The organism is Geodermatophilus sp. SYSU D00742 (assembly GCF_054049935.1).
In genome coordinates, this window is sequence record NZ_JBJGYJ010000024.1 from 50,650 (window position 1) to 75,748 (window position 25,099).

Below are 25,099 nucleotides of genomic sequence, written 5' to 3' on the forward strand. Positions count from 1 at the left end.
CGTTGGCGCCATTCATGGGCGTTTCACGTCCTCGTGTGCCTCCAGAGTGCCCCAGGAGAGGCCATTCACCCGCGCGGCCATCTGCACTCGACACGTGTGCGATGCGCGCCGTCGGGGATAGACCATCGGAACCAAATCCGTCGTTGAAGACGATCAGCCCGGTCATCCGCGCGCTGCCGGCCCGGAGCGGGTCCACCCGCTCGACGAGCTGATCGAACGTCTGCTGGTTCACGGCGTCCCCACACGCGGGTGTCCGAAGTATAATGGCCCCCCTTCCCGCTCTGGAGGAACTCCATGGGGCGCACGGACGACCCCGAGGACGCGGTCGAGATCGTCGTGGTCCGCCCGGACGAGGTCGATACGCTGCTGGACTTGGCTCGACAGCACGACGTCGCCGTCGAGAGGATCCCGGGACGGGGCTTCGAGCCCGTCACGATGCTGACGTTCTCGATCATCGGCACGACCATGGCCGTGGCGACCCTCGTGTACCTGCTCGACCGGCGCAAGGGAGGCCAGATCGTCGACCTGCGCCCCGGCGCGGCTCGGATGATCTACCGCACCACGGACGTCGCGTACGGTCTCGTCGTCATGATCGCGGTCGACGGATCCCTAAAGATCGAGGTCCGGGAGCCCAAGGGGATGTTCGGCCAGGTGTCCGAGATCGTGACCGGGCTCTCCGGTCAGCTGCTGGGGCAGGGCGTCAGTGATGTCAAGAAGGCGGTCGAAGGTCAAGTCGGCGGCGACGTGGCGACGCTGGTTCCACAAGTCGATGGCCCCGACGAGCCGGCCCGGCCGTCGACTTGATGGGGGATCCGCGGTGACAGATGCTGCGGCACGGTTCGCGGAGGCCATACAGCGCCACGAGTACGCGCTGCACGGTATTCCGTTGCCGCGCAAGGAGTACTACTACAGCGAGTCGTTCGTGCGAACGCTCATGGGTCAACGGGGTCAACGCTGGGTGCAGACCGACGCGGAATTCGAGGCGATGGTCACGGAGTACGTCGCTCGGACCCGGGAGACCTCGTCGAACTGCTCGCGGTACGAGCATCCCGAGCGCTACGCGGAGATGCTGGACATCGCCGAGGTCGTGTACTTCACCGCGCACGGCGTCTTCAGGAACCAACAGCTCCCGAAGTGGCCCCTCGTCGCGACCCTGCCGCGTGGGGAACTCAATGCCGTCACGATGAGGGCGCCCGGCTCGGACCAGTGCGTCATCTTCTTCTACGCGGATCTCCTGTCGTTCCTGAAGCAGTTGTGCGGCGCCATCGCCCTGGCCATGCCGATGCAGACTGACCCCGAAAACCACAGGTCCCGTATTTTGGACGACCGGGACAGCATCGCCGCGAAGGTCGCCGCGGAGTCCTGTGCCATGGAGCGGTTCGCCGACCTGCTGGTGAAGTACGCGAGTCGTGGCGCGTTGACGATGCTGAACATCCCGAACGACGCGGTGGCGTGGCCGCACAACGCCATTGCCAACGACCTGTACCTCGCGATGGAGATGTTCATCTTCGGGCACGAGTACGGGCACGTGTTCGAGGGACATTTCGACGATCCGCAAACCCCCGTGAAGGGTCTGCACGGGGTCGATGCGGAGGAGCTCGAGTACGACTGGACGCAGGAGTACTACGCCGACGCCCACGGCGTGGCCCTCGCCATGCGATCACTCAGCGCGAACAGGTACGACGACTACTCGGTACGGTTCGCGGGGGTCGTTGCGTTCTTCACCGCAATGGAGATGTTCGAGCGGGGGCGCGCGCTATTGAGCTCCGGCGACGAGAACAGGGTCGAGTGGGGGTCGCACCCGCCCGCCGCGAACCGTCGGCGGTACATCTGCAACACCGTGCTACCCGCACTCATCGCGGACGAGTCGATGCGCGCTCATGCCCTGCGGCGGGGCGATGCGCTCAGCACCGCGGTGTCGCTCCTCTGGCAGCAGACCAGGCCGTTCCTTGCCCAGCTCCGGGAGCAGGGGCTCAGGCTCGGGGGGTGATGACCGGCTCCGACCGGTCGCTCCGCCGCGAAGATTCAAACCTGGATGATCGGAACCAAAATGCCAGGCGACTCGTCGTCTCGCTCCGAGGGCGGTTTCCGGGCTACGCGCCGTCCGTCTGGTCGTGACTGACATCGTGGGGTCGTGCCCGACATGCCAGAGGGATACGTGCTGCTCCCCGGCACGCCGACTGTCGACGACTACCTGAGATTGCGGGCGGAGCCCGGGCTTGCACCTCGCACGCAAGAGCAGCGTCCTCGCCCTGCCGGGCAGCTGGGCCGCGTGCCATGCCGTCGAGACGGCCAGCGGTGAAACCGTGGCATGGGTTACTACTCATGGGCGATGGAGGCTGGTACTCCCGGTCGGTGTGGGCACTTCGTGAGCAGCACATCCGGATGTCCTCCGCCTGGTGGTCGTCGCGGGGACGATGCCGGGCGCACGACCCGCTGGAACGAGGGACGACGCGGACCGGGACGAACCGTCAAGGGATCGTCATGGAGCACGCTCGGGCATGGAGTCCTCATGACGGTGGACGCGACACACCGGCCGCAGACTTCCGGCGGCGAGCGCCCGCACCGCAACGTCGCCCCATGCAGAAGGTCTGGGTCGAGTCCTCGCGCAACCTGCGCTGCCCGCGGTGCGATCGCCGGCTGGTGCAGCAGGCCGGCGTCCACTTCCACAGCCGGCTGCGGTCACCCGTCTACGTGGGAGACGTGAGCACCCTGACGTGCCCGGGTGGGCACCGGCTACCGGACCGGCTGGAGCTCTACTCCCATCGGGAGCGACGCGGCTACACCCCTGCCGCCCCCGTGTCACAGGTCCCGCCACCGGTCCGGTGAGGCGGGCTCGGCGCCCGGCGCTGGTCGGCTCTCCCTGCAGGTGCAGCACCTGCGTCCTGGCCCGGTCCCTGCTGCGTCCAGGTCCCTCCCATGGCGCCGTCGAGCGCTGATCGGCCGCCCACCCGTCGGGTGGTGACGACGCTCGTGGACCCGTCGGTCCCGAGGACGACCGCGGCCACCGAGGACGGATCGCCGGAGCCGAAGGCGCGGATCGCCTGGCGCAGCTCGCTCATGGTGCCCGTGGCGGTCGAGCGCTCGGGGGATGGGGCGGCCGTCCTCCAGCAGGAGGGTCGGCCGGGCGGTGACCACGCTGCGGCCGCCGTCATGGTGGACAGCGCGGACACCCCGATCGGGCCGGACCACCCCAGGTGGAGCGCATCCAGCCGGGCCACGGGTCATCGGAGGTGGTCGAGCGACTACACCCCCGTCCGGGTCGGTGGCCGGCGCACGGGCGCCTCCGCCGAGTCCGCACTCCGGCTGAGCTTGCGCCAGACCCAGCTCGAGGGCACCCGGCGTCCCGACACCACGTACTCCAGCACCGAGTCGACCAGCAGGATCCTGCCCAGCGCCCGGCGCGCGGCCGCCCATCCGGCCAGCAGCAGCTCGTCCCCGGCGCGCAGCACCAGGTCGTCGTCCGGCGCGAGCACCGCCTCCCCGCCGCGGAGGACCAGCAGCACCAGGGTGTGCAGCCGTTCGTCCCTGTTCTCCGGGTTGCGCAGCAGGTCGCCGAGCCGGACCTCCCCGGAGGACAGCCGGCCCCGCAGGGCCGGTGCCTCGTGCGGGGTCAGCCGGACCTTCCACAGCACCTGCAACTCCGAGCCGCAGAGGTTCGTGAGCCGGTCCACCAGGTCGGCCGCCCACGCGTCGCCGCGGGCCGGGATCTCCCGGATGAACCGCCACAGCAGCGGGGTGGACAGCTGGGCGTAGACCTCGTGCGCGATCACCTCGGTGGGCACCAGCCGGGCGTCCAGGTCCATCGCGGCGAACAGCGGCGCGCTCTCGGGCCGGTTCTGCCGGGCGGCGACGAACAGCCGCGGGTTGATGCGCCGGGCGGTGGCCACCAGCGACAGGTTGGCGGTGTCGTTGTCCGTGCCGGCGACGAACCCGACCGCGTGCGCGAGGTCCACCTGCTCGAGCACCTCGGGCTCGGAGCCGTCACCCACGACGATGTCGGCGTCCTCGGGACCGGTCGGGTTCGGCTCGATGACGGTGACCCCGATCCCCTCCGCCCGCAGGTCGGCGGTGAGCTCGCGACCGAGCCGGCCGTACCCGCAGACCACCCAGCGGCCGGACCGCGGGGGCGTCCCCCGCTCGGGCAGCGGCGCACCGGGCCCGCTCTCCAGCCAGGTGAGCAGCTGGTACGAGGCCGGCGCGCTGAGCGCCAGCCGCAGGTGGTCGCCGAACCGGTCGAAGGGGTCGACCACGCTGGGGTCGCCGAACGCCCGCATGCGGTCGGCCATCGCCTCGGAGGTGGCGCGGGCGATGACCGGCAGCTCGGGCCGCAGCAGCGCGGCGGCCATGACCACGGTGAGGTTGGCCTCCTCGTCGTCGGTGAGCGCGACGACGGCCTCGCAGCACGGGTGGTCCAGCCCGGCGACGCCGAGGTGGCCGGGGTCGCGGGCGTCGGCGGCCAGGGCCGGGACGTCGGCGTGCAGCGGGGCGAGCTCCAGGTCATCGATCCGCTGGGAGGAGACGTCGAGGACGACGAACCGCCGGCCCAGCGCGTCGATGGACCTCCCGAGCAGCTCGCCGGCGCGCCCGTACCCGGCGATCAGCAGGAACGGCTCGCGCAGCCGGGCCACCTTGCGGGTGAAGTGCTGCAGGGCCAGGGCCGAGCGGAACGCGCGGTCCTGCACCAGCGCCAGCAGCGACCCGATGGCGTAGGCCCAACCGATGACCGCCAGGTAGATGGAGATGGTCACCCACATCCGCTGGTTGTAGGTGAAGGGGTACGGGATCTCACCGAAGCCGATCGTCGAGGCCGTGTAGCTCATGACGTAGAAGGCGTCGAAGAAGCCCATCCGGTACGGGTCCCCCTCGGCGTCCTGCCCCGGGATGAGCGTCAACCCCAGCACGCTCACCGCGAAGATGCCGATGAGCACGATCAGCGGCGCGCGCATCCGCCGCATGACCAGGAAGATCGTCTCCGAGGCCTCGACCGCGGACGAGGCGGCCACCCGCAGGGAGTTCCGCCGCCGGCGCCGGTCGTCGTCCTCCTCCCGGCCGAAGACGTTGCGCCAGAAGGTGAGCAGGGGGTTGCCCACGACGACCTCCGGTCACCCGCGGTGGAAGGACACCGTCTCCACGACGAGCAGGACGACGGAGACGATGTTGGCCAGGAGCGCGCCGCCCGACAGGGACACCACGCTCGCCGTCCAGGACGGGGTCATGCCGGCCGACGAGACGTACTCGGCGTAGCCGAACATCAGGGTGGCGCCGATGAGCTGCAGGTCGGCGACCAGGCTGGTGGCCAGGTGCACCGCGCCGATCTGCGTGCGGTCACCGAACTTCAGGACCGTGGCGATGAGGTTGACCACCACCGCGGCGAACAGCTCGTAGGGGTTGTGCAGCGCCGGGTCGTCGATGTCCCCGATGAAGAACCCGAAGTTGAGGGTGGCCGCGAGCACGACGAAGAAGCCGAAGACGACCTTCTCGAGGTTCACCCGGCCTCCCGTGTCGTGGCCCTGCCCGCTGCCCCGATCCGACCCGGCCGAAACGCGTCACCGGCTGCGCAGCAGCGGCATCATCGCGTCGTCGACCAGCTCTGTCACGACTCCGGCGTCCAGCGGGCCGCCGGTGACCAGCCACCGCACGGTCAGGACGGCGGGCCCGACCTCCGCCGCCGACGACACCGCGGCCGCCGCGGTGATCTCGCCGCGGCGCACGGCCCGGTCGAGCACGCCGGCCAGGGCCGTGGACCAGGAGCTCAGCGGACCCCGCCGGTAGGCCTCGGCGAGCACCGGGTCACCGACGACGGCACCGAACAGGCTGCGGGTCGCCTGCCCGCTCGGGCCGGCCATCAGCTCGAGCGTGGTGGTCAGCAGCGCCACCAGGTCGTCGCGCAGGTTCCCGGTGTCGGGGGCGGGCAGCTCGTCGCCCACCGCGAGGTCGAGGACGCCGAGGAGCAGCTCGGCCTTGCTGGACCACCGCCGGTAGATGGTGGCCTTCCCCACACCGGCCGCGAGGGCCACGGCGTCCATGGTCAGGCCGGAGTAGCCGTCGCGTGCCAGCACCTGCAGGACGGCCGCGGCGATCGCCTCGTCCCGCGCCGGGTCCAGCGGTCGCCCGCTCCTGCGGGTGCGCGCCGGTGCGCTGCCCGAACGCCGCGTCCCCTCACCCACAGTCACCGAATGAACGTAACGGGTATCCGGTGCTCGCGCAGAGTGGCGGACCGACCCCGCCCCGTTGACACCGCCTCCGCATAGAGCGGCGGGGCCGGTCGCGGTGTCCCGCGACCGGCCCCGTGCGTTCCCCCTCGACCGGTGCCGCCGTTCCCCCACGGCGCCCCGGTCGTCCTGCCCCGGCGCCACCGTTCCCCCGCGGTGGCGCCCGGTCGTGCTGTCCGACCCCGCCGTCCCCCACGGCGTCATCGGTCGCGCCCGACGACGGCGTCCCCCGCGACGTCGTCGGTCGTGCTGCCGGCGGCTCCGTCCCCCCGTGCGATGGAGACGCCGGCTGTCGGTCAGGCCCCGGAGGGCCGGCTCAGCGCGCGGTCCGGCCGCGCTGCGTGGTGCCGGAGGCGGGGTCCGGGTCGCCGGTCGCGTCGGCCGACCTGCCGTCGTCGATCACCCAGCACCTCCACGGTGACTCCTCCTCCGTGCTCCGCCGCCGTGTCCGGCGACAGGAACGACTCTGGCGGGCCGGCCGCAGGCTCACCGCCGGGGAACCGCAAGGGATCCGCAAGATGCCGGAACCCGCTTGCCGGGCTCCCTACCGTCGGGCCATGACCCCGACCGAGGAGCTGGAGCCGGTCCACCGCCGCGAGGACGGCGAACTCGTGGGCTACCTGACCACCGCGCGCCGCGGAGGCGGCGACGCGTGCGTGGCCCACGCCCTCTTCGGCGCTCCGCTGCAGGAGTTCCCCGACCGCGAGCAGGCGACCGGCTTCCTGCGCCGCCGCGGGCTGCCGCTGCTGGCCGAGCGGTGGTGGTACCGCCCCGCCGACGGCTCGCCCGAGCGCCCGGCGACCCTGGTCGAGGCACGGCTGGGCGAGGTGACGCTGCGCTTCGGGTACGACCCGCAGGCCGTCACCCTCACCGGCGCCGAGCTGACCCGGCTCACCCTCACGCGGCCGGGCTGACGCGGAAGCGGGCAGGACCTCCCGCCGTTGTCCCTCCGTGGACAGGGACGTGGAGGTCGTGGTCATCGGCGCCGGCCAGGCCGGCTTGAGCACCGCGTACCACCTCGCGCGGCTCGGCTTCCCGCCCGGCCCGGGCTTCGTCGTCCTCGATGCCGACGCCGGTGCCGGTGGCGCGTGGCAGCACCGATGGCCGTCGCTCACCCTCGCGCGCACCCACCACGTGCACGACCTGCCCGGTCTGCCCTTCCCGGCCGCAGCCGACGACGTCCCGGTCGCCGAGGCGGTGCCGGCCTACTTCGCCGACTACGAGCGGCGGTTCGGGCTGCCGGTGCACCGACCGGTGCGCGTCCGCGCCGTCCGCCGGACCGACGACGACCGGTTCCTGGTGCAGACCGACGACGGGGACTGGAGCGCCCGCGCCGTCGTCAACGCCACCGGCACCTGGACCCGCCCGTTCGTGCCGCGCTACCCCGGCCAGGACCTGTTCCGCGGCCGCCAGCTGCACCCGGTCGACTACCGCGGCGCCGAGGAGTTCACCGGGCAGTCGGTGGTCGTGGTGGGCGGTGGCGCGTCGGCGGTGCAGCTGCTGGGCGAGATCGCCGAGGTCGCCGACACCACCTGGGTCACGCGCCGGCCGCCGGTGTGGCGGGAGGAGGCGTTCGGCCCCGAGGCGGGCCGGGCCGCGGTCGCTCTCGTGGCCGACGCCGTCCGCGAGGGCCGCTCCCCGGGCAGCGTCGTCGGCGTCACCGGGCTCGTGGTCACCCCGTGGGTCCGGGAGGCCCGGGAGCGCGGCGTCCTCGACCGGCTGCCGGTGTTCGACCGGCTCACCGAGGACGGCGTCGCCTGGGACGACGGCCGGTCCGTGCGGGCCGACGCGATCCTGTGGGCCACCGGCTTCCGTGCCGCGCTGGGCCACCTCGCGCCGCTGCACCTGCGCGGGCCGGGCGGAGGCATCCGGATGGCGGGCACGCACGTCGCGGCCGAGCCCCGCGTCCACCTGGTCGGCTACGGCCCCTCGGCCAGCACCGTGGGCGCCAACCGGGCCGGGCGGGAGGCCGCGCGCGAGCTGCACCGGCTGCTCCACCCCACCGCGGAGCTGCCCCGCACGGCCTGAGGCGCCCACCTGCCTCGAGACCGCCGATCCCGCACGCGCCGCGCCAGGGCAACCCGCGGGATCGCCGACCTCGCCCCGGACGATCGGGGACCGTTCAGGGTCGGTTCAGGGCGCTCCCGGATGTCCGCCGGCGCGCGCGCCCGACAGCCTCGACGGCATGACCTCCGCGACCTCCCCCACCCGGTGACCGCATGATCACCGCCCACCGGCTCACCAAGACCTACGGCACCCGGACCGCCGTCGACGCCGTCTCCTTCACCGTCGAGCCCGGCCGGGTGACCGGCTTCCTCGGCCCCAACGGCGCCGGCAAGTCGACGACCATGCGGATGGTCCTGGGCCTGGACCGGCCCACCTCCGGCACGGTCACCGTCAACGGCCGCCGCTACGCCGACTCGCCCGCACCGCTGCGCGAGGTGGGCGCCCTCCTGGAGGCCCGGGCGCTGCACCCGGGACGCTCCGCCCGCGACCACCTGCGCTGGCTGGCCGTGAGCAACGGCATCCCGTCGGCCCGCGTCGACGAGGTGCTCGACCTGGTCGGCCTCACCGCCGTGGCCGGGCAGCGGGTCGGCCGCTTCTCCCTCGGCATGGGCCAGCGGCTGGGCATCGCCGCGGCGCTGCTGGGTGACCCGCCGGTCGTCGTCCTCGACGAGCCGGTCAACGGACTGGACCCCGAGGGCATCCGCTGGGTGCGCACCCTGGCCCGCGACCTCGCCGCCGAGGGCCGCACCGTGTTCGTCTCCAGCCACCTCATGGCGGAGATGGCGCAGACCGCCGACCACCTGCTGGTGATCGGCCGCGGGCGGGTGCTGGCCGACTGCTCGACGGCGGACTTCATCGCCGAGCACGCCGCCTCCCACGTGCGGGTGCGCAGTCCCCAGCACGACGAGGTCGCCACCGTGCTCCGCCGGCACGGTCTCGACGTCGCCGCGCACGGCGGTGAGCTGCGGGTGCAGGGGCTCGACGCCGCGGCGGTCGGCGAGCTGATCGGCCGCGCCGGCCTGCTGCTGCACGAGCTCTCCCTGGTGCGCTCCTCGCTGGAGGACGCCTTCATGACCCTGACCGCCGAGAGCGTCGAGTACGCCGCGACCCCCGCAGGAGCCCAGCGATGACCGCCGTCGGCACCCACGCCTGGACCCGCACCGAGGGCCTCGCCGACCCGGGGTTCGGTGCGGGCGTCCGGGCCGAGTGGATCAAGTTCTGGACGGTGCGGTCGACCACCTGGTCGGTCGTGGCGATGTTCGTCCTCGGCGCGGGGCTCACCACGCTCGTCTGCGCGCTGGCCGCCGAGGACCTCGCCGCAGGCGGCACGGGCGAGCCGGCCGGCGCCTTCGTCACCTGGGGGATGATGTTCGCCCAGGTCACCGCCATCGTGCTCGGCACACTCGCGGTCACCAGCGAGTACGGCACCGGGATGATCCGGGCGACGCTGGCCGCGACCCCGCGCCGCGGCACCGTGCTCGCCGCCAAGGCCGTCGTCCTCACCGGCACGCTGTTCGTGGCCGGCACGCTCACCGCGCTGGCCGGCTACCTCACCGGGAACTGGTTCCTCGCCCGCGAGGGCGTCGGCGTCGCGCTGACCGACGACGGCGTGCTGCGCGCCCTCTACGGCAGCGGCCTCTACATGGCCGGTCTCGGGCTGCTCGCCGCCGCCGTCGGGCTGCTGGTCCGGCACACCGCCGCGGCGCTGTCGATCGTGCTGGGCCTGGTGTTCGTCGTCGGCAACATGGTGATGCTGCTGCCCGACGCCTGGGGCGAGTGGGCGACGAAGCTGATGCCCGGCAACGCCGGCGGCCGCATCGCCACCCCGGAGACGTTCAACCCGCTGCTGCTGGAGCCGTGGGCCGGCTTCGCAGTGTTCGCCGCCGAGGTCGCCGTCCTGCTCGCCCTCGCCGCGACCGCCTTCTCCCGCCGCGACGCGTAGCGACCCCCCGTCCGCCGGGAGGGGCGGGGCCGGCCGTCCCCGCCCCTCCCGACGGCGTCCGGCGGCGGGCGGGCACAGTGGGGGCCGTGACTGATGCGCATGACGCCGGACGGCGCACCGCCGACGACCTGGTCCGACTGCTCGCCGAGGGCGACCCCGCCGCGGCCGAGCAGCTGCTGGCCGGCATCCCGACCGTCCGCGAGCTGGTCTTCGTCGGCGCCGGCCTCACCTCGGTCGCCCGCACCGAGGGCCGCCGCCTCCCCCCGGCCCAGCGCGCCCAGGCCAGCACCCGCCAGCTGCGGCTCGGGGTGCTCCGCGACGCCAACCGCGACGACCCCGAGGGCCTGCGGGTCTGGTTGCTGCGAGCCGCCGAGGAGGTCGTGCTCATCCGCTCCCAGCAGGCCGTCGCCGACCGCTTCGCCGGCTGACCCTCGGCCGAGCGGTCCGCCGGCGCACGCTCAGCCGAGCGGTTCGACCCACTCCGCCCGCCAGGCCGGCGGCTCGAACGGTCGGGCGTAGTACCGGGTGTCGCGGACGATCCGGCCGTCGTCGGCCAGCTCCAGGGTGAGGACGACGTGCCAGACGTCGGCCCCGTAGTCGTTGACGCCCTCGACCACCCACACGCGGCCGGCGCCCACCACGCGGCGCAGCCGGAGGGTCGGCGGCGCCGGGAACGCCTCCTGCACCGCCCGCATGGCGTCGCGGCCGCGGATCCGCTCACCGGACTGCGGCATCTCCATGACGTACTCCGGGTGCCGGACCCGGTACTCGTCCTCGGCCGACAGTCCCTGCCCCGACGTCAGGCCGAGGAGCCGCTCCAGACCGGCCCGCATCGCCTGCGCGTCGTCGTCGGTCACCGCCCGGCGGAACAGCTCGAGCACCTCGGCCTCGCCCATGCGGGCTCTCCTACACCCGGCCCGGTGGGGAGGGACAGGGTCCGCCGTCCCGGTCAGCGCCGCGTCGCGACCAGCGCCACCGGCAGCGTGGCCGCCAGCGCCACCGCGACGACGACGTAGGTCCACGGCAACCCGAGGCCGGCGGCGACCACCCCGAGCGCCAGCGCACCGGCGGCGGTGCCGGCGTCGAACGAGGCGTTCCACATGGCGCTGGCCGCCGTCGCCCCGCCCTCCCCGGCGCGGAGGAACGCCGTGACCAGGGTCAGGTTCTGCACCGCCCCGAACCCGGCGCCGAACACCCCCGCCCCGACCAGCACCCACACGTCCGCGGTCACGAGCCCCAGCGCGACGACCGCCAGCCCGACCGCACCGGCGACCAGCGCCAGCGGCATGAGCAGGCGGGTGCCGAACCGGTCGGCGAGCAGCCCCGCCCGCCAGCGGGTGACGGCGCCGGTGATGCCGAAGGCCAGCAGCGCCGCCGTCGCCAGGGTCCCGTCGGGTCGCTCGATCGGCAGGAACGTCACCAGCCCGCCGCCGGCCAGCGTGACCACGAGCAGGACGACCGAGGGGGCGACCGCGGCCAGTGCCGCCGCCCGGGTCGACCGCCCGGCGGTGGACTCCATCCGCACCGACCGGACCAGCAGCGGCACCAGCGGCAGCGCCAGCACCGGCGAGGCGGACAGCCAGGCCAGCCAGGCGACGTGCCCGTCGAGCACCAGGGCCACCCCGGCGGGGACGGCGACCAGGTTGGGCACCGCGATCGCCAGGCCGTACAGGCCGATCGACTCCCCGCGCCGCTCGGGCGGGGCAACCTGGGCGGCGAGCGTCGCCCCGAGCACGGTCAGGATGCCGAAGCCGACGCCGCGCACCACCGAGATCGCCGACAGCCAGGCCAGCCCGTCGTCCAGGACGTACAGCGGGGACGGCGCACCGAGGGCCACCAGGCCGAGCGCGAGCACCGGGCCCACCCCGAACCGCTCCGTCAGCGCCGGCACCACCGACTGCACGGCGATGGTGACCACCAGGAGCACCGCGGTCACCACGCCGGCGGTCTCGGCGCCGGCACCCCCGGTCACCGCGTACGTCGGAAGTGACGCGAGCGTGAGGCAGTAGCTGGCGAACCCCAGCGCCGTGGCACCGACCAGCGCCCGCATCGCCGGCAGCCGCCACAGCGACGTCCGCACCTCCGCCGTCCCCACGCCGCTCCCCCCTCGCCGGGCGCCGTTGCCCGGCGGACCAGCATGACCGGCCGGGGATGCCGGATCCCCGCCGGGTAGGGGACCGGTGTGCCGCTGCTGACCGTGGGCCACGGCCCGGAGGACCGCACGGCGCTCGGCGCGCGGCTGGCCGGGGCCGGGGTGGAGCTGGTCGTCGACGTCCGCCGGTTCCCGGGCAGCCGCAGCAACCCCGACGTCCGGCGGGAGGCGCTCGAGGAGTGGCTGCCGGCGGCGGGGATCGGCTACCGGTGGGACGAGCGGCTGGGCGGCCGGCGGCGGCTGCCGCCCGACCAGCCGGTGGCCGACGACTGGTGGACGGTCGCGCAGTTCGCCGCCTACGCCGCCCACACCCGGACGGCGGAGTTCGGCGCGGCCCTCGACGAGGTGCTGGCCGCGGCGGGCACCGCCACCGTCGCGGTGATGTGCAGCGAGACCGTGTGGTGGCGCTGCCACCGGCGGCTGGTCGCCGACGTCGCCGTCCTCGCCCGCGGCGTGCCGGTCAGCCACCTCATGCCCGGCGGGCGGCTGGCCCCGCACGTCCCGTCGGCCGGAGCCCTGCGGGGGGACGACGGCCTGGTGCGCTGGCCGGCGTCGGGCAGGGTGGGCCCATGACGCTGCCGCTGACGCCCGACGAGTTGCTGACCACCACCCGCGCCGTGCGCAAGCGGCTGGACCTGAGCCGGCCGGTGCCGCTGGAGCTGGTGCGCGAGTGCCTGGAGATCGCGCTGCAGGCGCCGTCGGGCTCCAACGCGCAGTCCTGGCACTGGGTGGTGGTGACCGACGCCGGGCAGCGGAAGGCGATCGGCGAGATCTACCGGCAGCAGGTCGTGCGGTACGCGGAGTCCGGCACGTTCGCGGGGAAGCTGTTCGCCGACCGGCCGGAGCGGTCGCAGGTGCAGCACCGGGTGGGCGACAGCGCCGTCCACCTCGGCGAGGTCATGGGCGAGGTGCCGGTGCTCGTCGTCCCGTGCATCGCGACCGGGCGGCCGCTGCCCGAGGGCAACCAGGCGGGGCTGTGGGGGTCGCTGCTGCCGGCGGTGTGGAGCTACATGCTGGCCGCGCGCGCCCGCGGCCTGGGCACGGCGTGGACCTCGCTGCACCTGGCGCGCGAGGCCGAGGTCGCCGAGATCCTCGACATCCCGGACGGCGTGCACCAGGCGGCGCTCGTGCCGACGGCGTTCTACACCGGCGAGACGTTCAAGCCCGCCGCCCGGGAGCCCCTGGACACCGTGCTGCACCTCGACCGCTGGTGAGGGGGTGGCCCCGGCGGCTGCACTCCCTCAGCCCATGTGCGGGTAGCGGTGGTCGGTCGGCGGCACGAACGTCTCCTTGATCGACCGGGTGCTGGTCCAGCGCAGCAGGTTCTGCGCGGCGCCGGCCTTGTCGTTGGTGCCCGAGGCCCGCCCGCCACCGAAGGGCTGCTGGCCGACGACGGCACCGGTCGGCTTGTCGTTGACGTAGAAGTTGCCGGCCGCGAAGCGCAGGAAGTGCTGGGCGTGCGCGATGGCCGCCCGGTCCTGCGCGATGACCGCGCCGGTCAGCGCGTAGGGCGCCACCGACTCCATCTGGGCGAGCACCGTGTCGTAGTCGGCGTCGTCGTAGACGTGCACCGCCAGCACCGGTCCGAAGTACTCGGTGGTGAACACCTCGTGGGCCGGGTCGGTGCCCTCGATGATCGTGGGCCGGACGAAGAAGCCCTCGCTGTCGTCGGCCCGGCCACCGGCGACGACGGTCAGCGCGTCGTCGTCGGTCGCCCGGTCGAGGACGCCGGACAGCTTGGAGAACGACCGCCGGTCGATCACCGCGCCCAGGAAGTTGGAGAGGTCGGTGACGTCGCCCATGGGCAGCGCCTCGGTCTCCCCCACCAGGTCGTCGCGCAGCCGCGCCCAGACACTGCGCGGCACGTAGGCCCGGGACGCCGCCGAGCACTTCTGCCCCTGGTACTCGAAGGCCCCGCGGATCAGCGCGGTGCGCAGCACGTCGACGTCGGCCGAGGGGTGGGCGACCACGAAGTCCTTGCCGCCGGTCTCCCCGACGATGCGCGGGTAGCCGCGGTAGCGGTCGATGTGCTGCCCGACGGTGCGCCACAGGTGCTGGAAGGTCGACGTCGACCCGGTGAAGTGGATGCCGGCCAGGTCCCGGTCGGCCAGCAGCACCTCGGAGACCTCGACACCGTTGCCGGTCACCATCGTGATGACGCCGGGGGGCAGGCCGGCCTCCTCCAGCAGCCGCATCAGGAAGTGCGCCGCGAACTGCTGGGTGGGCGCGGGCTTCCAGACGACGGTGTTGCCCATGAGCGCCGGCGCGGTCGGCAGGTTGCCGGCGATCGCGGTGAAGTTGAACGGGGTGATGGCGTAGACGAACCCCTCCAGCGGCCGGTGGTCGACCCGGTTCCACACCCCCGGGCTGGAGACCGGCTGCTCGGCCAGCACCTCCCGCGCGAAGTGCACGTTCCAGCGCCAGAAGTCGATGAGCTCGCAGGCGCTGTCGATCTCGGCCTGGTAGGCGGTCTTGCTCTGGCCGAGCATGGTGGCGGCGTTGAGGGTCTGCCGCCACGGGCCGGCCAGCAGCTCGGCGGCCCGGAGGAAGACCGCGGCACGGTCGTCGAAGGAGAGGTCCCGCCACGCGGGCGCGGCCTCCTTCGCGCAGCGCAGCGCCTCCTGCGCGTCGGCGGAGGTGGCGTGCGCGCCGGTGCCGAGGACGGCGGCGTGCCGGTGCGGCTGGACGACGTCGAAGCGCTCGCCACCACCGAGGCGGTGCGCGCTCCCCAGCGTCATCGTGAGCTCGACCGGGTCGGCGGCCAGCTCGGTGAGCCGCTGCTGCAGGGCCGCCCGCTCCGGGGAACCGGGGGCGTAGGTGAGCACCGGCTCGTTGCGCGGCGCGGGGACACGGGTGACGGCGTCCATGAGGAGCTCCTGTCGGTGGGGACACGGGCAGAAACGGTCATCTCTGCCCCGAGGGGGTCAGGAGGTGGTGGCGAGGGAGCGGAGGAAGAAGCGCAGGTTGGCCGGCCGCTCGGCGAGGCGGCGCATGAAGTAGCCGTACCAGTCGACGCCGTAGGGCACGTAGGCCCGCACGGTGCAGCCGGCGGCGGCCAGCCGCCGCTGCTCGCCGGTGCGGATGCCGTAGAGCATCTGCACCTCCCACGAGTCCGGGGTGCGGCCGGTCAGACCCGCCAGCCGCTGGGCGACGGCGATCAGCCGCGGGTCGTGGGTGCCGACCAGCGGGCACCCCGGGCCGCGCATGAGGACGCCGAGGCAGCGGGCGTAGCTGGCGTCGACCTCGGACCGTTCCTGGAACGCGACGGCCGGCGGCTCGTCGTAGGCGCCCTTGACCAGGCGCACCCGCGACCCGGGCACGGCCAGCGCGCGGGCGTCGGCCTCGGTGCGGTGCAGCGCGGCCTGCAGGACCGCACCGGTGCCCGGGTGGTCGCGGCGCAGCTCGGCCAGGACGGTGAGGGTGGAGTCGACCGTGGAGGACTCCTCCATGTCGAGGGTCACCGTGGTGCCGATGGCGCCGGCCGCCTCGGCCACCGGGCGGACCAGCTCCAGCGCCAGGTCGGTGCCGCCGCCGGGCAGCGCCTGCCCGAACGCCGACAGCTTCACCGACACCTCCGCCGTCCGGCCCAGACCCAGCGGAGCGAGCCCCTCGAGCAGGGCGAGGTAGGCGTCGCGGGAGCGGACCGCCTCGGCGCGGTCGGTGACGCCCTCGCCGAGGTGGTCGAGGGTGACCGCGATGCCCTCACCGGTCAGCCGGCGGACGACGCACAGCGCGTCGTCCAGCGTCTCGCCGGCGACGAACCGGTCGACCACCCGCCGGGTCGCGGGGGTGCCGGTGACCAGCCGGCGCAGCCCGGGCCGCCGCGAGGCGCCGAGCAGGAGTGCCTTCTGCGAGAGCACCGCCACCTCCACCCCGTGCACGTCCGCGGATGCGCCCGGTGCACGTCCGCGGTCGTGCACGACGACCCCGACGCTAGGCAGCCGCGGTCCCCGCCACCAGCGACGGACGTACGGTTCCTCTCATACAGCTGTACGAGGAGGGCGTGTGCGCGACGACCTGCAGGACCTGGTCGACCGGGTCGCGGGCCTGCTCGGCGCGCCCGCGACCCTGGAGGACGTCGACTTCACGCTGCTGGCCTTCTGCGCCCACCCGGTCGACGGCGCGGACGCGCCGGTCATGGACGCCGTCCGGACCCGCTCGATCCTGGCCCGCGGGTCGGACCCGGCCACCCGCCGCTGGTTCGAGGACCTCGGCATCGCCCGGGCCGAGGGGCCGGTGCGGACGCCGGAGGACCCCGCGGCGGGCATCCTCACGCGGCTGCTCCTCCCGGTGCGGCACGCCGGCCGCACCCACGGCTACCTGTGGCTGCTCGACGGCGGGCGCACCTCCCCCGGCGACCCCGCGCTGGACCGCGCCGTCGAGCTGGCCGCCGAGGCCGGCCGGCTGCTCGCCGAGCGGGAGTGGTCGACCGACGACCTGGGCCGGTCCCTGGCCAGCGCCCTGGTCGGCAGCGGACCCACCCGGGCGCAGGCGCTGCGGACGCTGGCCGGCGTGTGGGGTCAGGACGCGCCGCTGGTCCTGGTCGCCCTGCGCCCGGCCGGTGGCCTGCTGCCCGCGACGTGGCGGCCGCCGGGGGTGGCGTCCGCGGTCCTCCCCGAGCCCTCCCCGACCGGCGCCGTGCTCCTGCCCGTGCCCGGCCCCGGCGACCTCCGCCCGGCCGGGGCGCTGACCGCCGCGGCGCTGGCCGCGCTGCCACCGGGCAGCACCGCCGGGTTCTCCGCCGTCGGGCGGGGCGTCGCGCAGCTGTCCGCGCAGTGGGCGCAGGCCCGCACCGCGGCCGAGGTCGCCGCCGCCGTCCCCCGGTTCTCGCCGGTCGCCCACTGGGACGAGCTGGGCGGGTGGCGGCCGGCCGCCGCGCTGCGCGGTCCCGACCCGGCGGTGGCCCGGCTGCTCGCCGACCCCGTCCTGACCGCCACCGCCGAGGTGTGGCTCGACGCCGGCGGCAGCGCGGCCCGGGCGGCGGAGGCGCTGACCATCCACCGGCAGACGCTGTACTACCGGCTGTCCCGGATCGAGGAGCTGACCGGCCTCGACCTCGCCGACGGGGACGCCCGGCTGCTCGTGCACACGTCGCTGAGGGCCGCGCGGCTGGCGGCCGTCCGGTGATCGGTTGCATGACGCACCCGTTTTCGCGCCCGCCGCGCACGCGTGACCTACGCTCGGGTGGCACACGGCTGTGGGAGGAGAGGCGTTGCCTCGAGACACGGGGGGCGCCGACGTCCTCACGGCACTACGGGCGGCCACGGCCACCGAGCACGAGCAGGTGGAGAGCACCCTCGCGCTCATGGACCCCCAGCTGGACCGCGACCGCCTGGTCGCCGTCCTGACCCGGCTGCACGCCTTCTGGGCCGCCGCCGAGACCGGCCTGGACGACTGGGCCCGCCGTGAGCCGGCCGACGCCGGGACCGTCGACTGGTCCCGCAGGCGGCGCGCGCACCTGTTCGCCGACGACCTGCAGGCGCTCGGGGCGGCGCCGGCCGCGGCCCCGGACCCGGCGCTGCCCGCCGTCGAGGACACCGACCAGGCCCTGGGCCGGCTCTACGTGCTGGAGGGCTCCACGCTCGGCGGCACCTTCATCTCCCGCCACCTGGCCACGCTGCCCACCCTCGGCCCGGACGCGCGCGTGGGCGCCTTCTCCCCCTACGGCAGCGAGACCGGCGCCATGTGGCACGCCTACCGGCGGGTGACCCGCGAGCGGGTGGCCGCCGGCGGCGACGCCGGGCGGGTGGTCGATGCCGCGGTCACGACGTTCGGGGCGCTGGCGGCCTGGGTGGCCCCGCTGGGAGCGGCCTCGTGACCGACCGGCCCGGCCTGGAGCTGCTGCCCCCCGGCACGCCGGTGGACCTCACCAACTGCGAGCGGGAGCCCATCCACGTGCCGGGCAGCATCCAGCCCCGCGGCGTGCTGCTGGCCGTGACCGAGCCCGACCTCGTCGTCGCACAGGTGTCGGAGAACCTGGCCGACCTGGTCGGTGTCGAGCCCGGCGACGCCCTCGGCCGGCGGCTGCCCGACGTGCTCGGGGTCGTGGCCGCCGAGGCGGTCGCCCGCTCGGCGAGCGCCTTCGGCGACCTGCGCGAGCGCAACCCGGTCGAGATCACCCTGGACGTCGGCGGCAGCCCCGTCCCCGTCGACGCGCTGCTGCACCGCACCGTCCCCGTCCCCGTCCCCGTCCCCGTCCCCGGCACCGGCACCGGCACGGAGGGGACGCCGCCGGCGCCGGTGCTGGTCGTGGAGCTGGAGCCGGCCCGCGGTCCGCGGCCGTTCTCCTTCCCGAACACCTACCAGGCGGTGCGCGGGACCGTCGGCGAGCTCAACCGCGCCTCGTCGCTGCAGGACCTCTACGACATCACCGCGCGGGCGGTCCGCCAGCTCACCGGCTTCGACCGCGTGATGGTCTACCGCTACGACGCCGAGTACAACGGCGAGGTCGTCGCCGAGGCGGCGGCGCCGGGACTCAACTCGTTCCTCGGCCTGCACTACCCGGCCTCCGACATCCCCGCCCAGGCGCGCGCCCTGTACGAGAAGAACTGGATCCGGCTGATCTCCGACGTCGACTACGTGCCGGCCCGGCTGCAGCCGGTGGCGCCCCCGACGACCGGGCCCCTGGACCTCACCTACTCCACCCTGCGCAGCGTCTCCCCGATCCACGTCGAGTACCTGCAGAACATGGGCGTGCGCGCGTCGATGTCGATCTCGCTGCTGCGCGACGACCGGCTGTGGGGCCTCATCGCCTGCCACCACTACACCGGCCCGCACGCGCCGCCCCACGCCACCCGGGCGGCCGCGGAGTTCCTCGGCTCGACGCTGTCGCTGCGCCTGGTCGACCGGGCCGAGGAGGACGAGGTGCAGCGCGCGCTGCGGGTGCGTTCCACCCTCGCCTGGCTCACCGCGGCGGCCCTCGACGAGGACCGTCCGCTGGCCGAGACCCTGCTCGGCTCCCCCGGCCTGCTCGACCTGCTGCCGGCCGACGGCGTGGTGGTGTGCCTGCAGCGGCACGCCGGCAGCCGGGGCGTGCCGCTGCCGGACGGGGTGGCCGAGGCGATCGCCGCCTGGGCGGCCGCGCAGGGCGAGGACGTCGTGGCGACCGACTCCCTGTCGCTGACCGCCCCGGACCTGCCGGCCGGCCCGGCCTGCGGGGTGCTCGTCCTCCCCCTGCCCGAGGGCCAGTACGTGCTCTGGCACCGCGCCGAGGCGGTGCGCACCGTCGACTGGGGCGGGGACCCGCACAACAAGGCGATCGCCGAGCGGGAGGGGGACGGCGTCCGGCTCAGTCCGCGCAAGAGCTTCGAGCGCTGGCGGGAGACGGTGCGCGACCGCGCCGAGCCCTGGACGGCGCAGGAGCTCGTCGAGGTCTCCGAGTTGCGCACGCACCTGCTCGAGGCGCTCTACGCCCGCTCGCGCAGCATGGTGCGGGTCGCGGAGACCCTGCAGCGCAGCCTGCTCACCGAGCCGCCGCGGCGCACCGACCGGGAGATCGCGGTGCGCTACGTGCCGGCCGCGCGCGAGGCGCAGGTCGGTGGCGACTGGTACGACGTGTTCGACCAGCCGGACGGCTCCACGGTGCTGGTCATCGGCGACGTCGTGGGCCACGACAGCGCCGCGGCCGCCGACATGGCGCAGCTGCGGGGCGTCCTGCGCGGCATCGCCTACGACAACGCCGAGGGGCCGGCCGCCGTCCTCCGCCGGCTCGACGGCGCCATCGACGGACTGGGGCTGCGCGCGCTGGCGACCGTGCTCGTCGGCCGGCTGGTCCCCGACGACGGAGCCGGCGGCGCGCGGCTGCGCTGGGCCAGCGCCGGGCACCTGCCGCCGCTGGTGGCGACGCCCGACGGCGTGGTCCGGGCGCTGACCACGCCGCGGGCGGGCCTGCTGCTGGGTGTCGACCCCGCCGCCGTCCGCACCGAGCAGGAGGCCCGGCTCGAACGTGGCTCGACCCTGCTGCTCTACACCGACGGGCTGGTCGAGCGCCGCGACCAGGTCTTCGACGACGGCGTCGAGCGGCTGGCCGCGCAGCTGGCGGAGCTGCCGGGACAGCCGGTCGAGGAGCTCTGCGACGTGGTCCTCGACCGGCTGCTCGCCGGCGGCGCGGAGGACGACGTGGCGCTGGTCGCCGTCCGGCTCCGCTCCTAGTCCTCCGGCGGGGCGGTGAACCGGGCGCTGAGCCCGTCGCCCTGGTCGCCGCCCTCGGCCGGCAGGGGCGCCTCGTCCTCGGCCGCCCGCACCTCGGCGGCCGTCTCCTCCGGGGACACCACCCCGGTGCGGGCGTCCCGCTCGAGCGCGGCCAGGAGCCGCTCCTCGTCCGGGGCCAGGTCACCGGGACCGAGGTGACCGCCCGGCTCGCCGGCGTCGGTGCCCGAGGCCATGGCGGTGTCGGGGGTCGGATCCTCGGGGTCGGTCGCGCTCATGCCGCGCCTCCTCTTGCCGGTCACGGGGATCAACGGGGGAAGTTGGGCTCGAGTCGCGGCACGATCTGCATCTCCGGCACGAACGCCGCCGGGTGCAGCGTGACCAGGTGGCGCACCATCTCGGCGACGGCCGACGGCGGCATCATCAGGTGGGACGGGATGCCCCACTGCTCCATCATCGGGGTGTCCATCGCCGCCGGGATGACCGCCTGCACCCGGCACGGGAACGGCCGCTCGGTGCCGTCGTCGGCCCGCACCGCCTTCTCCCGCAGCTCCCGCTGGATGCACCTGGTGGCGTTGAGGAAGCCGGCCTTGGAGCCGTTGTAGGCGATCGCGCCGCTGCCGGAGGTGATCGCCGACAGCGACACGATGTGCACGACGTCGGCGGTGCGGCCCTCGGGCAGGTGCTGCACGCGCTTGGTGAACTCGCTGGTCAGGAAGACCGGGCCCTCGCAGTTGACCGCCTGCACCCGCTGGTAGTCGGCGAGGTCGATGTCGGTGATGTAGCCGGGCCGGTCGATGCCGGCGACGTTGACCAGGACGTCGAACGCGTCGCCGTGGGTGTCGAACAGCTGCGCGACGACCTGGCGGCGGCTGGCGTCGTCGGTGACGTCGAGCGGGACCACCTCGGCCGAGCCACCGGCCTCGGCCACGAGCTCGAGCGTCTGCTTGGAACCCGTCGCATCGATGTCCGCGATCGCGACGTGCGCACCGGCCTCCGCCAGCGCGACGCAGGTGGCCCTCCCCAGCCCGCTCGCACCCCCCGTGACCAGGGCGACCCGCCCCGCCAACGTCCCGCTGTCGACCATCCGCTCCTCCGTCCGCTGCACCAGCCTGTCGGCGACCACCCTCCCGGACAACACCCGGTGGCGCAGGTCGGGGGTCAGGCGCGGGCGGCGCGCCCCGAGGTGGTGTCCACGCGTGCCGGACCGGTCGGCCGGACGTCGGCGAGGGTCACCGTCCGGAGGCCGCGCCCGGCGAGGACGGCCGACACAGCCCGTGGTGCCATCGGCACGGTCAGCTCAGGGAACGAGCCCCGCCGCCTCGATCAGCCGGGCCTGCTCGCGGCACCAGGGCGACCAGGCGTCGTCCCCCTCGGCCTCCTGCCGGCGCCGGAACTCGGCCCAGTCCAGCAGCTCCCAGTCGCCGACCTCCGTCGGGTCGGGGGCCGGCGTGCCGGTGAACCGGCCCAGGTAGACCGGGCACACCTCGTTCTCCACCACCCCGCGGAACTCCGCGCGGTACCGGTACCCCGGCAGCGCCTCGCGCAGCCGGTCGACCCGCAGGCCCAGCTCGAAGTCGGCGCGGCGGGCGATGGCGGCGGCGTCGTCCTCGCCGGGGCCGGGGTGGCCGCAGACGGTGTTGGTCCACATGCCGGGGAAGGTCTGCTTGCGCTCGGCGCGGCGGGTGACCAGCAGCCGGCCGGCGTCGTCGAACAGGTAGGCGGAGAAGGCGCGGTGCAGCGGCGTCTCCCCGTGGTGCACCAGCGGCTTGGGCATGGAGCCGATCGCCGTCCCGTCGTCGTCGACGAGGACGATGAGCTCCTCGGAGGTGGCCGTCACGCGCCCATCGTCCCGGATCCGCCGCGCCCGTGCGCGGGAGCTGCCGGCGGTGCCCGGTCCCCGTCGGGCCGGGTCCAGGTCTCCTTCACGTGCTCGAACGGCTCGGCGCACGAGCGACACCGGCGCAACGCCTTGCACGGCGTGGCGCTGAACTCGCTGAGCTCCTCGGTGTCGTCCGATCCGCACAGCGGGCAGGACGCCGTGCGCCGGGACGGCCCCAGCTGCAGCGGTTCCGGGCCGGGCTCGCCACGCGGCGCCGGCCCCGGCGGGGCGATGCCGGCCTGGGCGAGCTTGCGGCGGCCCTCGGGGGTGATCCGGTCGGTGCTCCACGGCGGTTCGAGGACCGTGCGGACGTCGACGTCGGGGAAGCCGGCCTCGTGGAGGGCGCGCCTCAGGTCCGCCCGCATCGTGCCCATCGCGGGGCAACCGGTGTAGGTGGGGGTGACCTCGACGACGACGATCCCCTCCTCCACGCGGACGTCGTGCAGCACCCCGAGGTCGGAGAGCGTCAGCAGCGGCAGCTCGGGGTCGGTGACGGTGTCGGCCACGACGCGCGGGTCGGATGTGCTGGTCATCACACCCACCATGTCCTCGCCGGGCGCTGTCGCGCCAGTCCTCGTCCCCCGCCCGGTGACCCGGACGGGTGGCGCGGTGCGCCCCGGCGGGGGCAGGGTCTCGGGATGGACGGCTTCCGGCGTGACGGCATGGTGTTCGACGTGCGGGACGGCGGCCCGCCCGACGGGGAGCCGGTGGTGCTGCTGCACGGCTTCCCGCAGGACTCCACCGCCTGGGCGGCGGTGGCGGCCGGACTGCACGCCGGTGGCCTGCGCACGCTCGCCCCCGACCAGCGCGGCTACTCCCCCAGCGCGCGGCCCACCGGCCGCTCGGCCTACCGGGTGCGTGAGCTGACCGCCGACGTCCTGGCCCTGCTCGACGAGGCGGGGCTGGACAGCGCGCACGTGGTCGGCCACGACTGGGGCGGCATCGTCGGCTGGGCGCTGGCCGCCTGGCACCCCGAGCGGGTGCGCACGCTGACCGCCCTGTCGGTGCCGCACCCGGGCGCGATGGGCCGGGCGATGGTCACCAGCGACCAGGCCCTGCGCTCGTACTACGTGGGGCTGTTCCAGCTGCCGTTCCTGCCGGAGCGGCTCCTGCTGCTGGGTGGGGGCGAGGCGCTGCGCCGGATGTTCCTGCGCAGCGACCTGCCGCGGAACGTCTGCGAGCACTACGTGGCGCGCATGCGGGAGCCGGGGGCCCTGACGGCGGCGCTGGCCTGGTACCGGGCGCTGCCGTTGAGCGCCCGCGACACCGTCGGCACGGTGCGGGTGCCGACACTGCACCTCTGGAGCACCGGCGACGCCTTCCTCGGCCGTGCCGCCACCGAGGCCACCCGCGACTTCGTCGACGCGTCGTACCGGCTGGAGGTGCTCGAGGGCGTGACGCACTGGATCCCCGAACTGGCGCCCGAGCGGGTGGCGGAGCTGGTCACCGAGCTCGTCCGGGCCCACGACTGACAGCGGAATCCACAGCGGCCACCGGAAGTTCTACGGGGTGTCCCGATCGGTCCGAGTCGAGAGGAGTTCCGACATGACCCTCCCCGTGCGTTCCCCGTCGCGCTCCGCCGCCTCGTGGGACCCGTTCCGTGAACTGGCCGAGCTCAGCGAGCGGATGAACCGGCTCTGGGAGGCCGGGCTCGGCGGCGTGGACCGCTGGGCCCCGTTGGCCGACGTCGAGGAGACCGACGACGCCTGGTCGGTGGAGATCGACCTGCCCGGCGTCGCACGCGACGACGTCGACATCCAGCTCAACGAGCGCGAGCTGACCGTCTCCGGCGAGGTCAGGGAGAAGGAGCGCACGGGCATCCTGCGCCGCCGCACCCGGCGCGTCGGCCAGTTCTCCTACGCCGTCACGCTCCCCGGTGACGTGGACCCCGACGGTGTCACCGCGCAGCTGACCGACGGCGTGCTGACCGTGCGCGTCCCCAAGGCGCAGCAGGCCAAGCCGCGGAGGATCGCCATCACGAGCTGACCCCGCGACGCGGTGGGCCCGCCGAGGTCACGCCGGCGGGTCCACCGCGAACCCGGTGGCGCGCGCCCGGAGGATGAGCGGGTGGAGTACGCACCGAGCCCCCGCACCGCACCGACCCGCTCCCGGGACCGGGTCTCCTACGACCGCGCCACCGTGCACGCCGTCCTCGACGAGGCGGTCGTCTGCCACGTGGGCTTCGTCGTCGACGGCCGGCCCGTCGTCCTCCCGCAACTGCACGCGCGCGCCGGCGACACCCTGTACCTGCACGGGTCGACCGGGGCCCGCGCGCTCGTGGCCGCCCGGGACGGCGGCCTGGACGTCTGCGTCACGGTGACCCTGGTCGACGGGCTGGTGCTGGCGCGCTCGGCGTTCCACCACTCGGTGAACTACCGCTCGGTGGTCGTCCACGGGACGGCGCGGGTGGTCACCGACGCCGCCGAGAAGACCGCCGCGCTGGACGCGCTGGTCGACGCCGTCGTCCCGGGCCGGACGGCGGGCACCCGCGCGCCGGACCGCAGGGAGCTGGCCGCGACGACGGTGCTCCGGCTGCCGCTGGCGGAGGTGTCGGTCAAGGTCCGCAGCGGGCCCCCGAACGACGACGCCCCGGACCTCGACGGGCCGCACTGGGCCGGCGTCCTGCCGCTGCACACCGTCGCGGGCCCCGCCGTCCCGGCGCCGGACCTGACCCCCGGCATCGAGACGCCGGAGCACGTCACCACCTGGCACCGCTGAGCGGAGGGGACCCGTCGGCGTGACGCCGACGGGTC

Annotated in this window: 27 protein-coding genes; 16 read left to right on the plus strand and 11 right to left on the minus strand. The window is 74.7% G+C overall.

Annotation, left to right across the window (positions count from 1 at the left end):
* Positions 1 to 294 precede the first annotated feature (294 nt).
* From ACI78V_RS16255 to ACI78V_RS16265, 3 genes are all read left to right on the plus strand, one after another.
* The gene (locus ACI78V_RS16255) at positions 295 to 804 is read left to right on the plus strand and encodes a hypothetical protein (RefSeq protein ID WP_456852531.1); all 510 of its coding nucleotides are present in this window, start codon (positions 295 to 297) and stop codon (positions 802 to 804) included.
* A 13-nt stretch (positions 805 to 817) separates the two neighbouring features.
* On the plus strand, positions 818 to 1,990 hold the full coding sequence (locus ACI78V_RS16260) for a hypothetical protein (RefSeq protein WP_456852533.1): 1,173 nt from the start codon (positions 818 to 820) through the stop codon (positions 1,988 to 1,990).
* Between the two features lie 590 nt (positions 1,991 to 2,580).
* Entirely contained in the window at positions 2,581 to 2,829 is a 249-nt protein-coding gene (locus ACI78V_RS16265; protein WP_456852535.1) for a hypothetical protein, read from the plus strand.
* A gap of 416 nt (positions 2,830 to 3,245) precedes the next feature.
* Here ACI78V_RS16265 and ACI78V_RS16270 read toward each other — a convergent pair whose 3' ends face one another.
* Genes ACI78V_RS16270 through ACI78V_RS16280 form a run of 3 tightly spaced genes read right to left on the minus strand, consistent with a single transcriptional unit; the run spans position 3,246 to position 6,176 of the window.
* A complete protein-coding gene (locus ACI78V_RS16270) occupies positions 3,246 to 5,093 on the minus strand; it encodes an NAD-binding protein (RefSeq protein ID WP_456852536.1) in 1,848 nt (615 codons plus the stop codon).
* 12 nt (positions 5,094 to 5,105) lie between these two features.
* Complete coding sequence (locus ACI78V_RS16275) at positions 5,106 to 5,492, minus strand: DUF6394 family protein (protein ID WP_097203593.1); 387 nt, start codon at positions 5,490 to 5,492, stop codon at positions 5,106 to 5,108.
* A gap of 57 nt (positions 5,493 to 5,549) precedes the next feature.
* Positions 5,550 to 6,176, minus strand: coding sequence for a TetR/AcrR family transcriptional regulator (locus ACI78V_RS16280; RefSeq protein ID WP_456852538.1), 627 nt, complete (start codon positions 6,174 to 6,176; stop codon positions 5,550 to 5,552).
* Between the two features lie 596 nt (positions 6,177 to 6,772).
* Between ACI78V_RS16280 and ACI78V_RS16285 the strand changes: the two genes are divergently transcribed.
* The 5 genes from ACI78V_RS16285 to ACI78V_RS16305 all read left to right on the plus strand — a co-directional run bounded on the left by ACI78V_RS16285 (position 6,773) and on the right by ACI78V_RS16305 (position 10,592).
* A complete protein-coding gene (locus ACI78V_RS16285) occupies positions 6,773 to 7,129 on the plus strand; it encodes a hypothetical protein (RefSeq protein ID WP_456852540.1) in 357 nt (118 codons plus the stop codon).
* A 49-nt stretch (positions 7,130 to 7,178) separates the two neighbouring features.
* A complete protein-coding gene (locus ACI78V_RS16290; protein ID WP_456852542.1) occupies positions 7,179 to 8,243 on the plus strand; it encodes an NAD(P)-binding domain-containing protein in 1,065 nt (354 codons plus the stop codon).
* Between the two features lie 191 nt (positions 8,244 to 8,434).
* Positions 8,435 to 9,352 (plus strand): ABC transporter ATP-binding protein, encoded by a 918-nt coding sequence (locus ACI78V_RS16295; protein ID WP_456852543.1) that lies wholly within the window; start codon positions 8,435 to 8,437, stop codon positions 9,350 to 9,352.
* Positions 9,349 to 10,164: an ABC transporter permease subunit gene (locus tag ACI78V_RS16300; RefSeq protein ID WP_456852545.1), complete on the plus strand. Its 816-nt coding sequence runs from the start codon at positions 9,349 to 9,351 to the stop codon at positions 10,162 to 10,164. Before ACI78V_RS16295 ends, ACI78V_RS16300 begins: the two co-directional genes overlap by 4 nt.
* Before the next feature lie 86 nt (positions 10,165 to 10,250).
* Entirely contained in the window at positions 10,251 to 10,592 is a 342-nt protein-coding gene (locus ACI78V_RS16305; protein WP_456852547.1) for a hypothetical protein, read from the plus strand.
* 30 nt (positions 10,593 to 10,622) lie between these two features.
* Here the strand turns inward: ACI78V_RS16305 and ACI78V_RS16310 are convergent, their stop codons facing one another.
* Together ACI78V_RS16310 and ACI78V_RS16315 are read right to left on the minus strand one after the other, a co-directional pair.
* Positions 10,623 to 11,060 (minus strand): hypothetical protein, encoded by a 438-nt coding sequence (locus ACI78V_RS16310; RefSeq protein WP_456852549.1) that lies wholly within the window; start codon positions 11,058 to 11,060, stop codon positions 10,623 to 10,625.
* A 53-nt stretch (positions 11,061 to 11,113) separates the two neighbouring features.
* Complete coding sequence (locus tag ACI78V_RS16315) at positions 11,114 to 12,259, minus strand: MFS transporter (protein WP_456852550.1); 1,146 nt, start codon at positions 12,257 to 12,259, stop codon at positions 11,114 to 11,116.
* An 87-nt stretch (positions 12,260 to 12,346) separates the two neighbouring features.
* On the opposite strand from ACI78V_RS16315, the gene ACI78V_RS16320 reads away from it, so the two are divergent.
* Complete coding sequence (locus ACI78V_RS16320; protein WP_456852552.1) at positions 12,347 to 12,889, plus strand: DUF488 domain-containing protein; 543 nt, start codon at positions 12,347 to 12,349, stop codon at positions 12,887 to 12,889.
* Positions 12,886 to 13,530: a nitroreductase family protein gene (locus tag ACI78V_RS16325; protein ID WP_456852554.1), complete on the plus strand. Its 645-nt coding sequence runs from the start codon at positions 12,886 to 12,888 to the stop codon at positions 13,528 to 13,530. Before ACI78V_RS16320 ends, ACI78V_RS16325 begins: the two co-directional genes overlap by 4 nt.
* Positions 13,531 to 13,557: 27 nt before the next feature.
* On the opposite strand, the gene pruA is transcribed toward ACI78V_RS16325, so the two are convergent.
* A complete protein-coding gene (gene pruA / locus ACI78V_RS16330) occupies positions 13,558 to 15,183 on the minus strand; it encodes an L-glutamate gamma-semialdehyde dehydrogenase (RefSeq protein WP_456852555.1) in 1,626 nt (541 codons plus the stop codon).
* Between the two features lie 57 nt (positions 15,184 to 15,240).
* Positions 15,241 to 16,176, minus strand: coding sequence for a proline dehydrogenase family protein (locus tag ACI78V_RS16335; RefSeq protein WP_456852557.1), 936 nt, complete (start codon positions 16,174 to 16,176; stop codon positions 15,241 to 15,243).
* A gap of 145 nt (positions 16,177 to 16,321) precedes the next feature.
* On the opposite strand from ACI78V_RS16335, the gene ACI78V_RS16340 reads away from it, so the two are divergent.
* The 3 genes from ACI78V_RS16340 to ACI78V_RS16350 all read left to right on the plus strand — a co-directional run bounded on the left by ACI78V_RS16340 (position 16,322) and on the right by ACI78V_RS16350 (position 20,467).
* The gene (locus ACI78V_RS16340; RefSeq protein WP_456852559.1) at positions 16,322 to 17,443 is read left to right on the plus strand and encodes a PucR family transcriptional regulator; all 1,122 of its coding nucleotides are present in this window, start codon (positions 16,322 to 16,324) and stop codon (positions 17,441 to 17,443) included.
* Positions 17,444 to 17,528: 85 nt separating this feature from the next.
* Positions 17,529 to 18,134, plus strand: coding sequence for a biliverdin-producing heme oxygenase (locus ACI78V_RS16345; RefSeq protein WP_456852561.1), 606 nt, complete (start codon positions 17,529 to 17,531; stop codon positions 18,132 to 18,134).
* Entirely contained in the window at positions 18,131 to 20,467 is a 2,337-nt protein-coding gene (locus ACI78V_RS16350) for a SpoIIE family protein phosphatase (RefSeq protein WP_456852563.1), read from the plus strand. The genes ACI78V_RS16345 and ACI78V_RS16350 overlap by 4 nt, the downstream gene beginning before the upstream one ends.
* Here ACI78V_RS16350 and ACI78V_RS16355 read toward each other — a convergent pair.
* The 4 genes from ACI78V_RS16355 to paaD form a co-directional block, all read right to left on the minus strand.
* A complete protein-coding gene (locus ACI78V_RS16355; RefSeq protein ID WP_456852565.1) occupies positions 20,464 to 20,742 on the minus strand; it encodes a hypothetical protein in 279 nt (92 codons plus the stop codon). The genes ACI78V_RS16350 and ACI78V_RS16355 overlap by 4 nt on opposite strands.
* A gap of 29 nt (positions 20,743 to 20,771) precedes the next feature.
* Positions 20,772 to 21,590 (minus strand): SDR family NAD(P)-dependent oxidoreductase, encoded by an 819-nt coding sequence (locus ACI78V_RS16360; protein ID WP_456852567.1) that lies wholly within the window; start codon positions 21,588 to 21,590, stop codon positions 20,772 to 20,774.
* A gap of 174 nt (positions 21,591 to 21,764) precedes the next feature.
* Positions 21,765 to 22,304, minus strand: coding sequence for an isopentenyl-diphosphate Delta-isomerase (idi, locus tag ACI78V_RS16365; protein WP_456852569.1), 540 nt, complete (start codon positions 22,302 to 22,304; stop codon positions 21,765 to 21,767).
* Entirely contained in the window at positions 22,301 to 22,879 is a 579-nt protein-coding gene (paaD, locus tag ACI78V_RS16370; RefSeq protein WP_456852571.1) for a 1,2-phenylacetyl-CoA epoxidase subunit PaaD, read from the minus strand. The genes idi and paaD overlap by 4 nt, the downstream gene beginning before the upstream one ends.
* A 105-nt stretch (positions 22,880 to 22,984) precedes the next feature.
* Between paaD and ACI78V_RS16375 the strand changes: the two genes are divergently transcribed.
* From ACI78V_RS16375 to ACI78V_RS16385, 3 genes are all read left to right on the plus strand, one after another.
* Positions 22,985 to 23,818: an alpha/beta fold hydrolase gene (locus ACI78V_RS16375; RefSeq protein ID WP_456852573.1), complete on the plus strand. Its 834-nt coding sequence runs from the start codon at positions 22,985 to 22,987 to the stop codon at positions 23,816 to 23,818.
* 73 nt (positions 23,819 to 23,891) lie between these two features.
* Positions 23,892 to 24,332, plus strand: a complete 441-nt coding sequence (locus tag ACI78V_RS16380) for an Hsp20/alpha crystallin family protein (protein ID WP_456852575.1) — start codon at positions 23,892 to 23,894, stop codon at positions 24,330 to 24,332.
* 81 nt (positions 24,333 to 24,413) lie between these two features.
* The gene (locus ACI78V_RS16385; protein ID WP_456852577.1) at positions 24,414 to 25,064 is read left to right on the plus strand and encodes a pyridoxamine 5'-phosphate oxidase family protein; all 651 of its coding nucleotides are present in this window, start codon (positions 24,414 to 24,416) and stop codon (positions 25,062 to 25,064) included.
* Positions 25,065 to 25,099: the final 35 nt, after the last annotated feature.

Excerpts from the sequence above, each read along its gene's own strand:
- ACI78V_RS16310 (WP_456852549.1), bottom strand. The coding sequence starts at position 11,060 with ATGGGCGAGGCCGAGGTGCTCGAGCTGTTCCGCCGGGCGGTGACCGAC.
- paaD (WP_456852571.1), bottom strand. The coding sequence starts at position 22,879 with ATGACCAGCACATCCGACCCGCGCGTCGTGGCCGACACCGTCACCGAC.
- ACI78V_RS16325 (WP_456852554.1), top strand. The coding sequence starts at position 12,886 with ATGACGCTGCCGCTGACGCCCGACGAGTTGCTGACCACCACCCGCGCC.
- ACI78V_RS16375 (WP_456852573.1), top strand. The coding sequence starts at position 22,985 with ATGGACGGCTTCCGGCGTGACGGCATGGTGTTCGACGTGCGGGACGGC.
- ACI78V_RS16255 (WP_456852531.1), top strand. The coding sequence starts at position 295 with ATGGGGCGCACGGACGACCCCGAGGACGCGGTCGAGATCGTCGTGGTC.
- ACI78V_RS16380 (WP_456852575.1), top strand. The coding sequence starts at position 23,892 with ATGACCCTCCCCGTGCGTTCCCCGTCGCGCTCCGCCGCCTCGTGGGAC.
- ACI78V_RS16295 (WP_456852543.1), top strand. The coding sequence starts at position 8,435 with ATGATCACCGCCCACCGGCTCACCAAGACCTACGGCACCCGGACCGCC.
- ACI78V_RS16285 (WP_456852540.1), top strand. The coding sequence starts at position 6,773 with ATGACCCCGACCGAGGAGCTGGAGCCGGTCCACCGCCGCGAGGACGGC.
- ACI78V_RS16265 (WP_456852535.1), top strand. The coding sequence starts at position 2,581 with ATGCAGAAGGTCTGGGTCGAGTCCTCGCGCAACCTGCGCTGCCCGCGG.
- ACI78V_RS16355 (WP_456852565.1), bottom strand. The coding sequence starts at position 20,742 with ATGAGCGCGACCGACCCCGAGGATCCGACCCCCGACACCGCCATGGCC.
- pruA (WP_456852555.1), bottom strand. The coding sequence starts at position 15,183 with ATGGACGCCGTCACCCGTGTCCCCGCGCCGCGCAACGAGCCGGTGCTC.
- ACI78V_RS16300 (WP_456852545.1), top strand. The coding sequence starts at position 9,349 with ATGACCGCCGTCGGCACCCACGCCTGGACCCGCACCGAGGGCCTCGCC.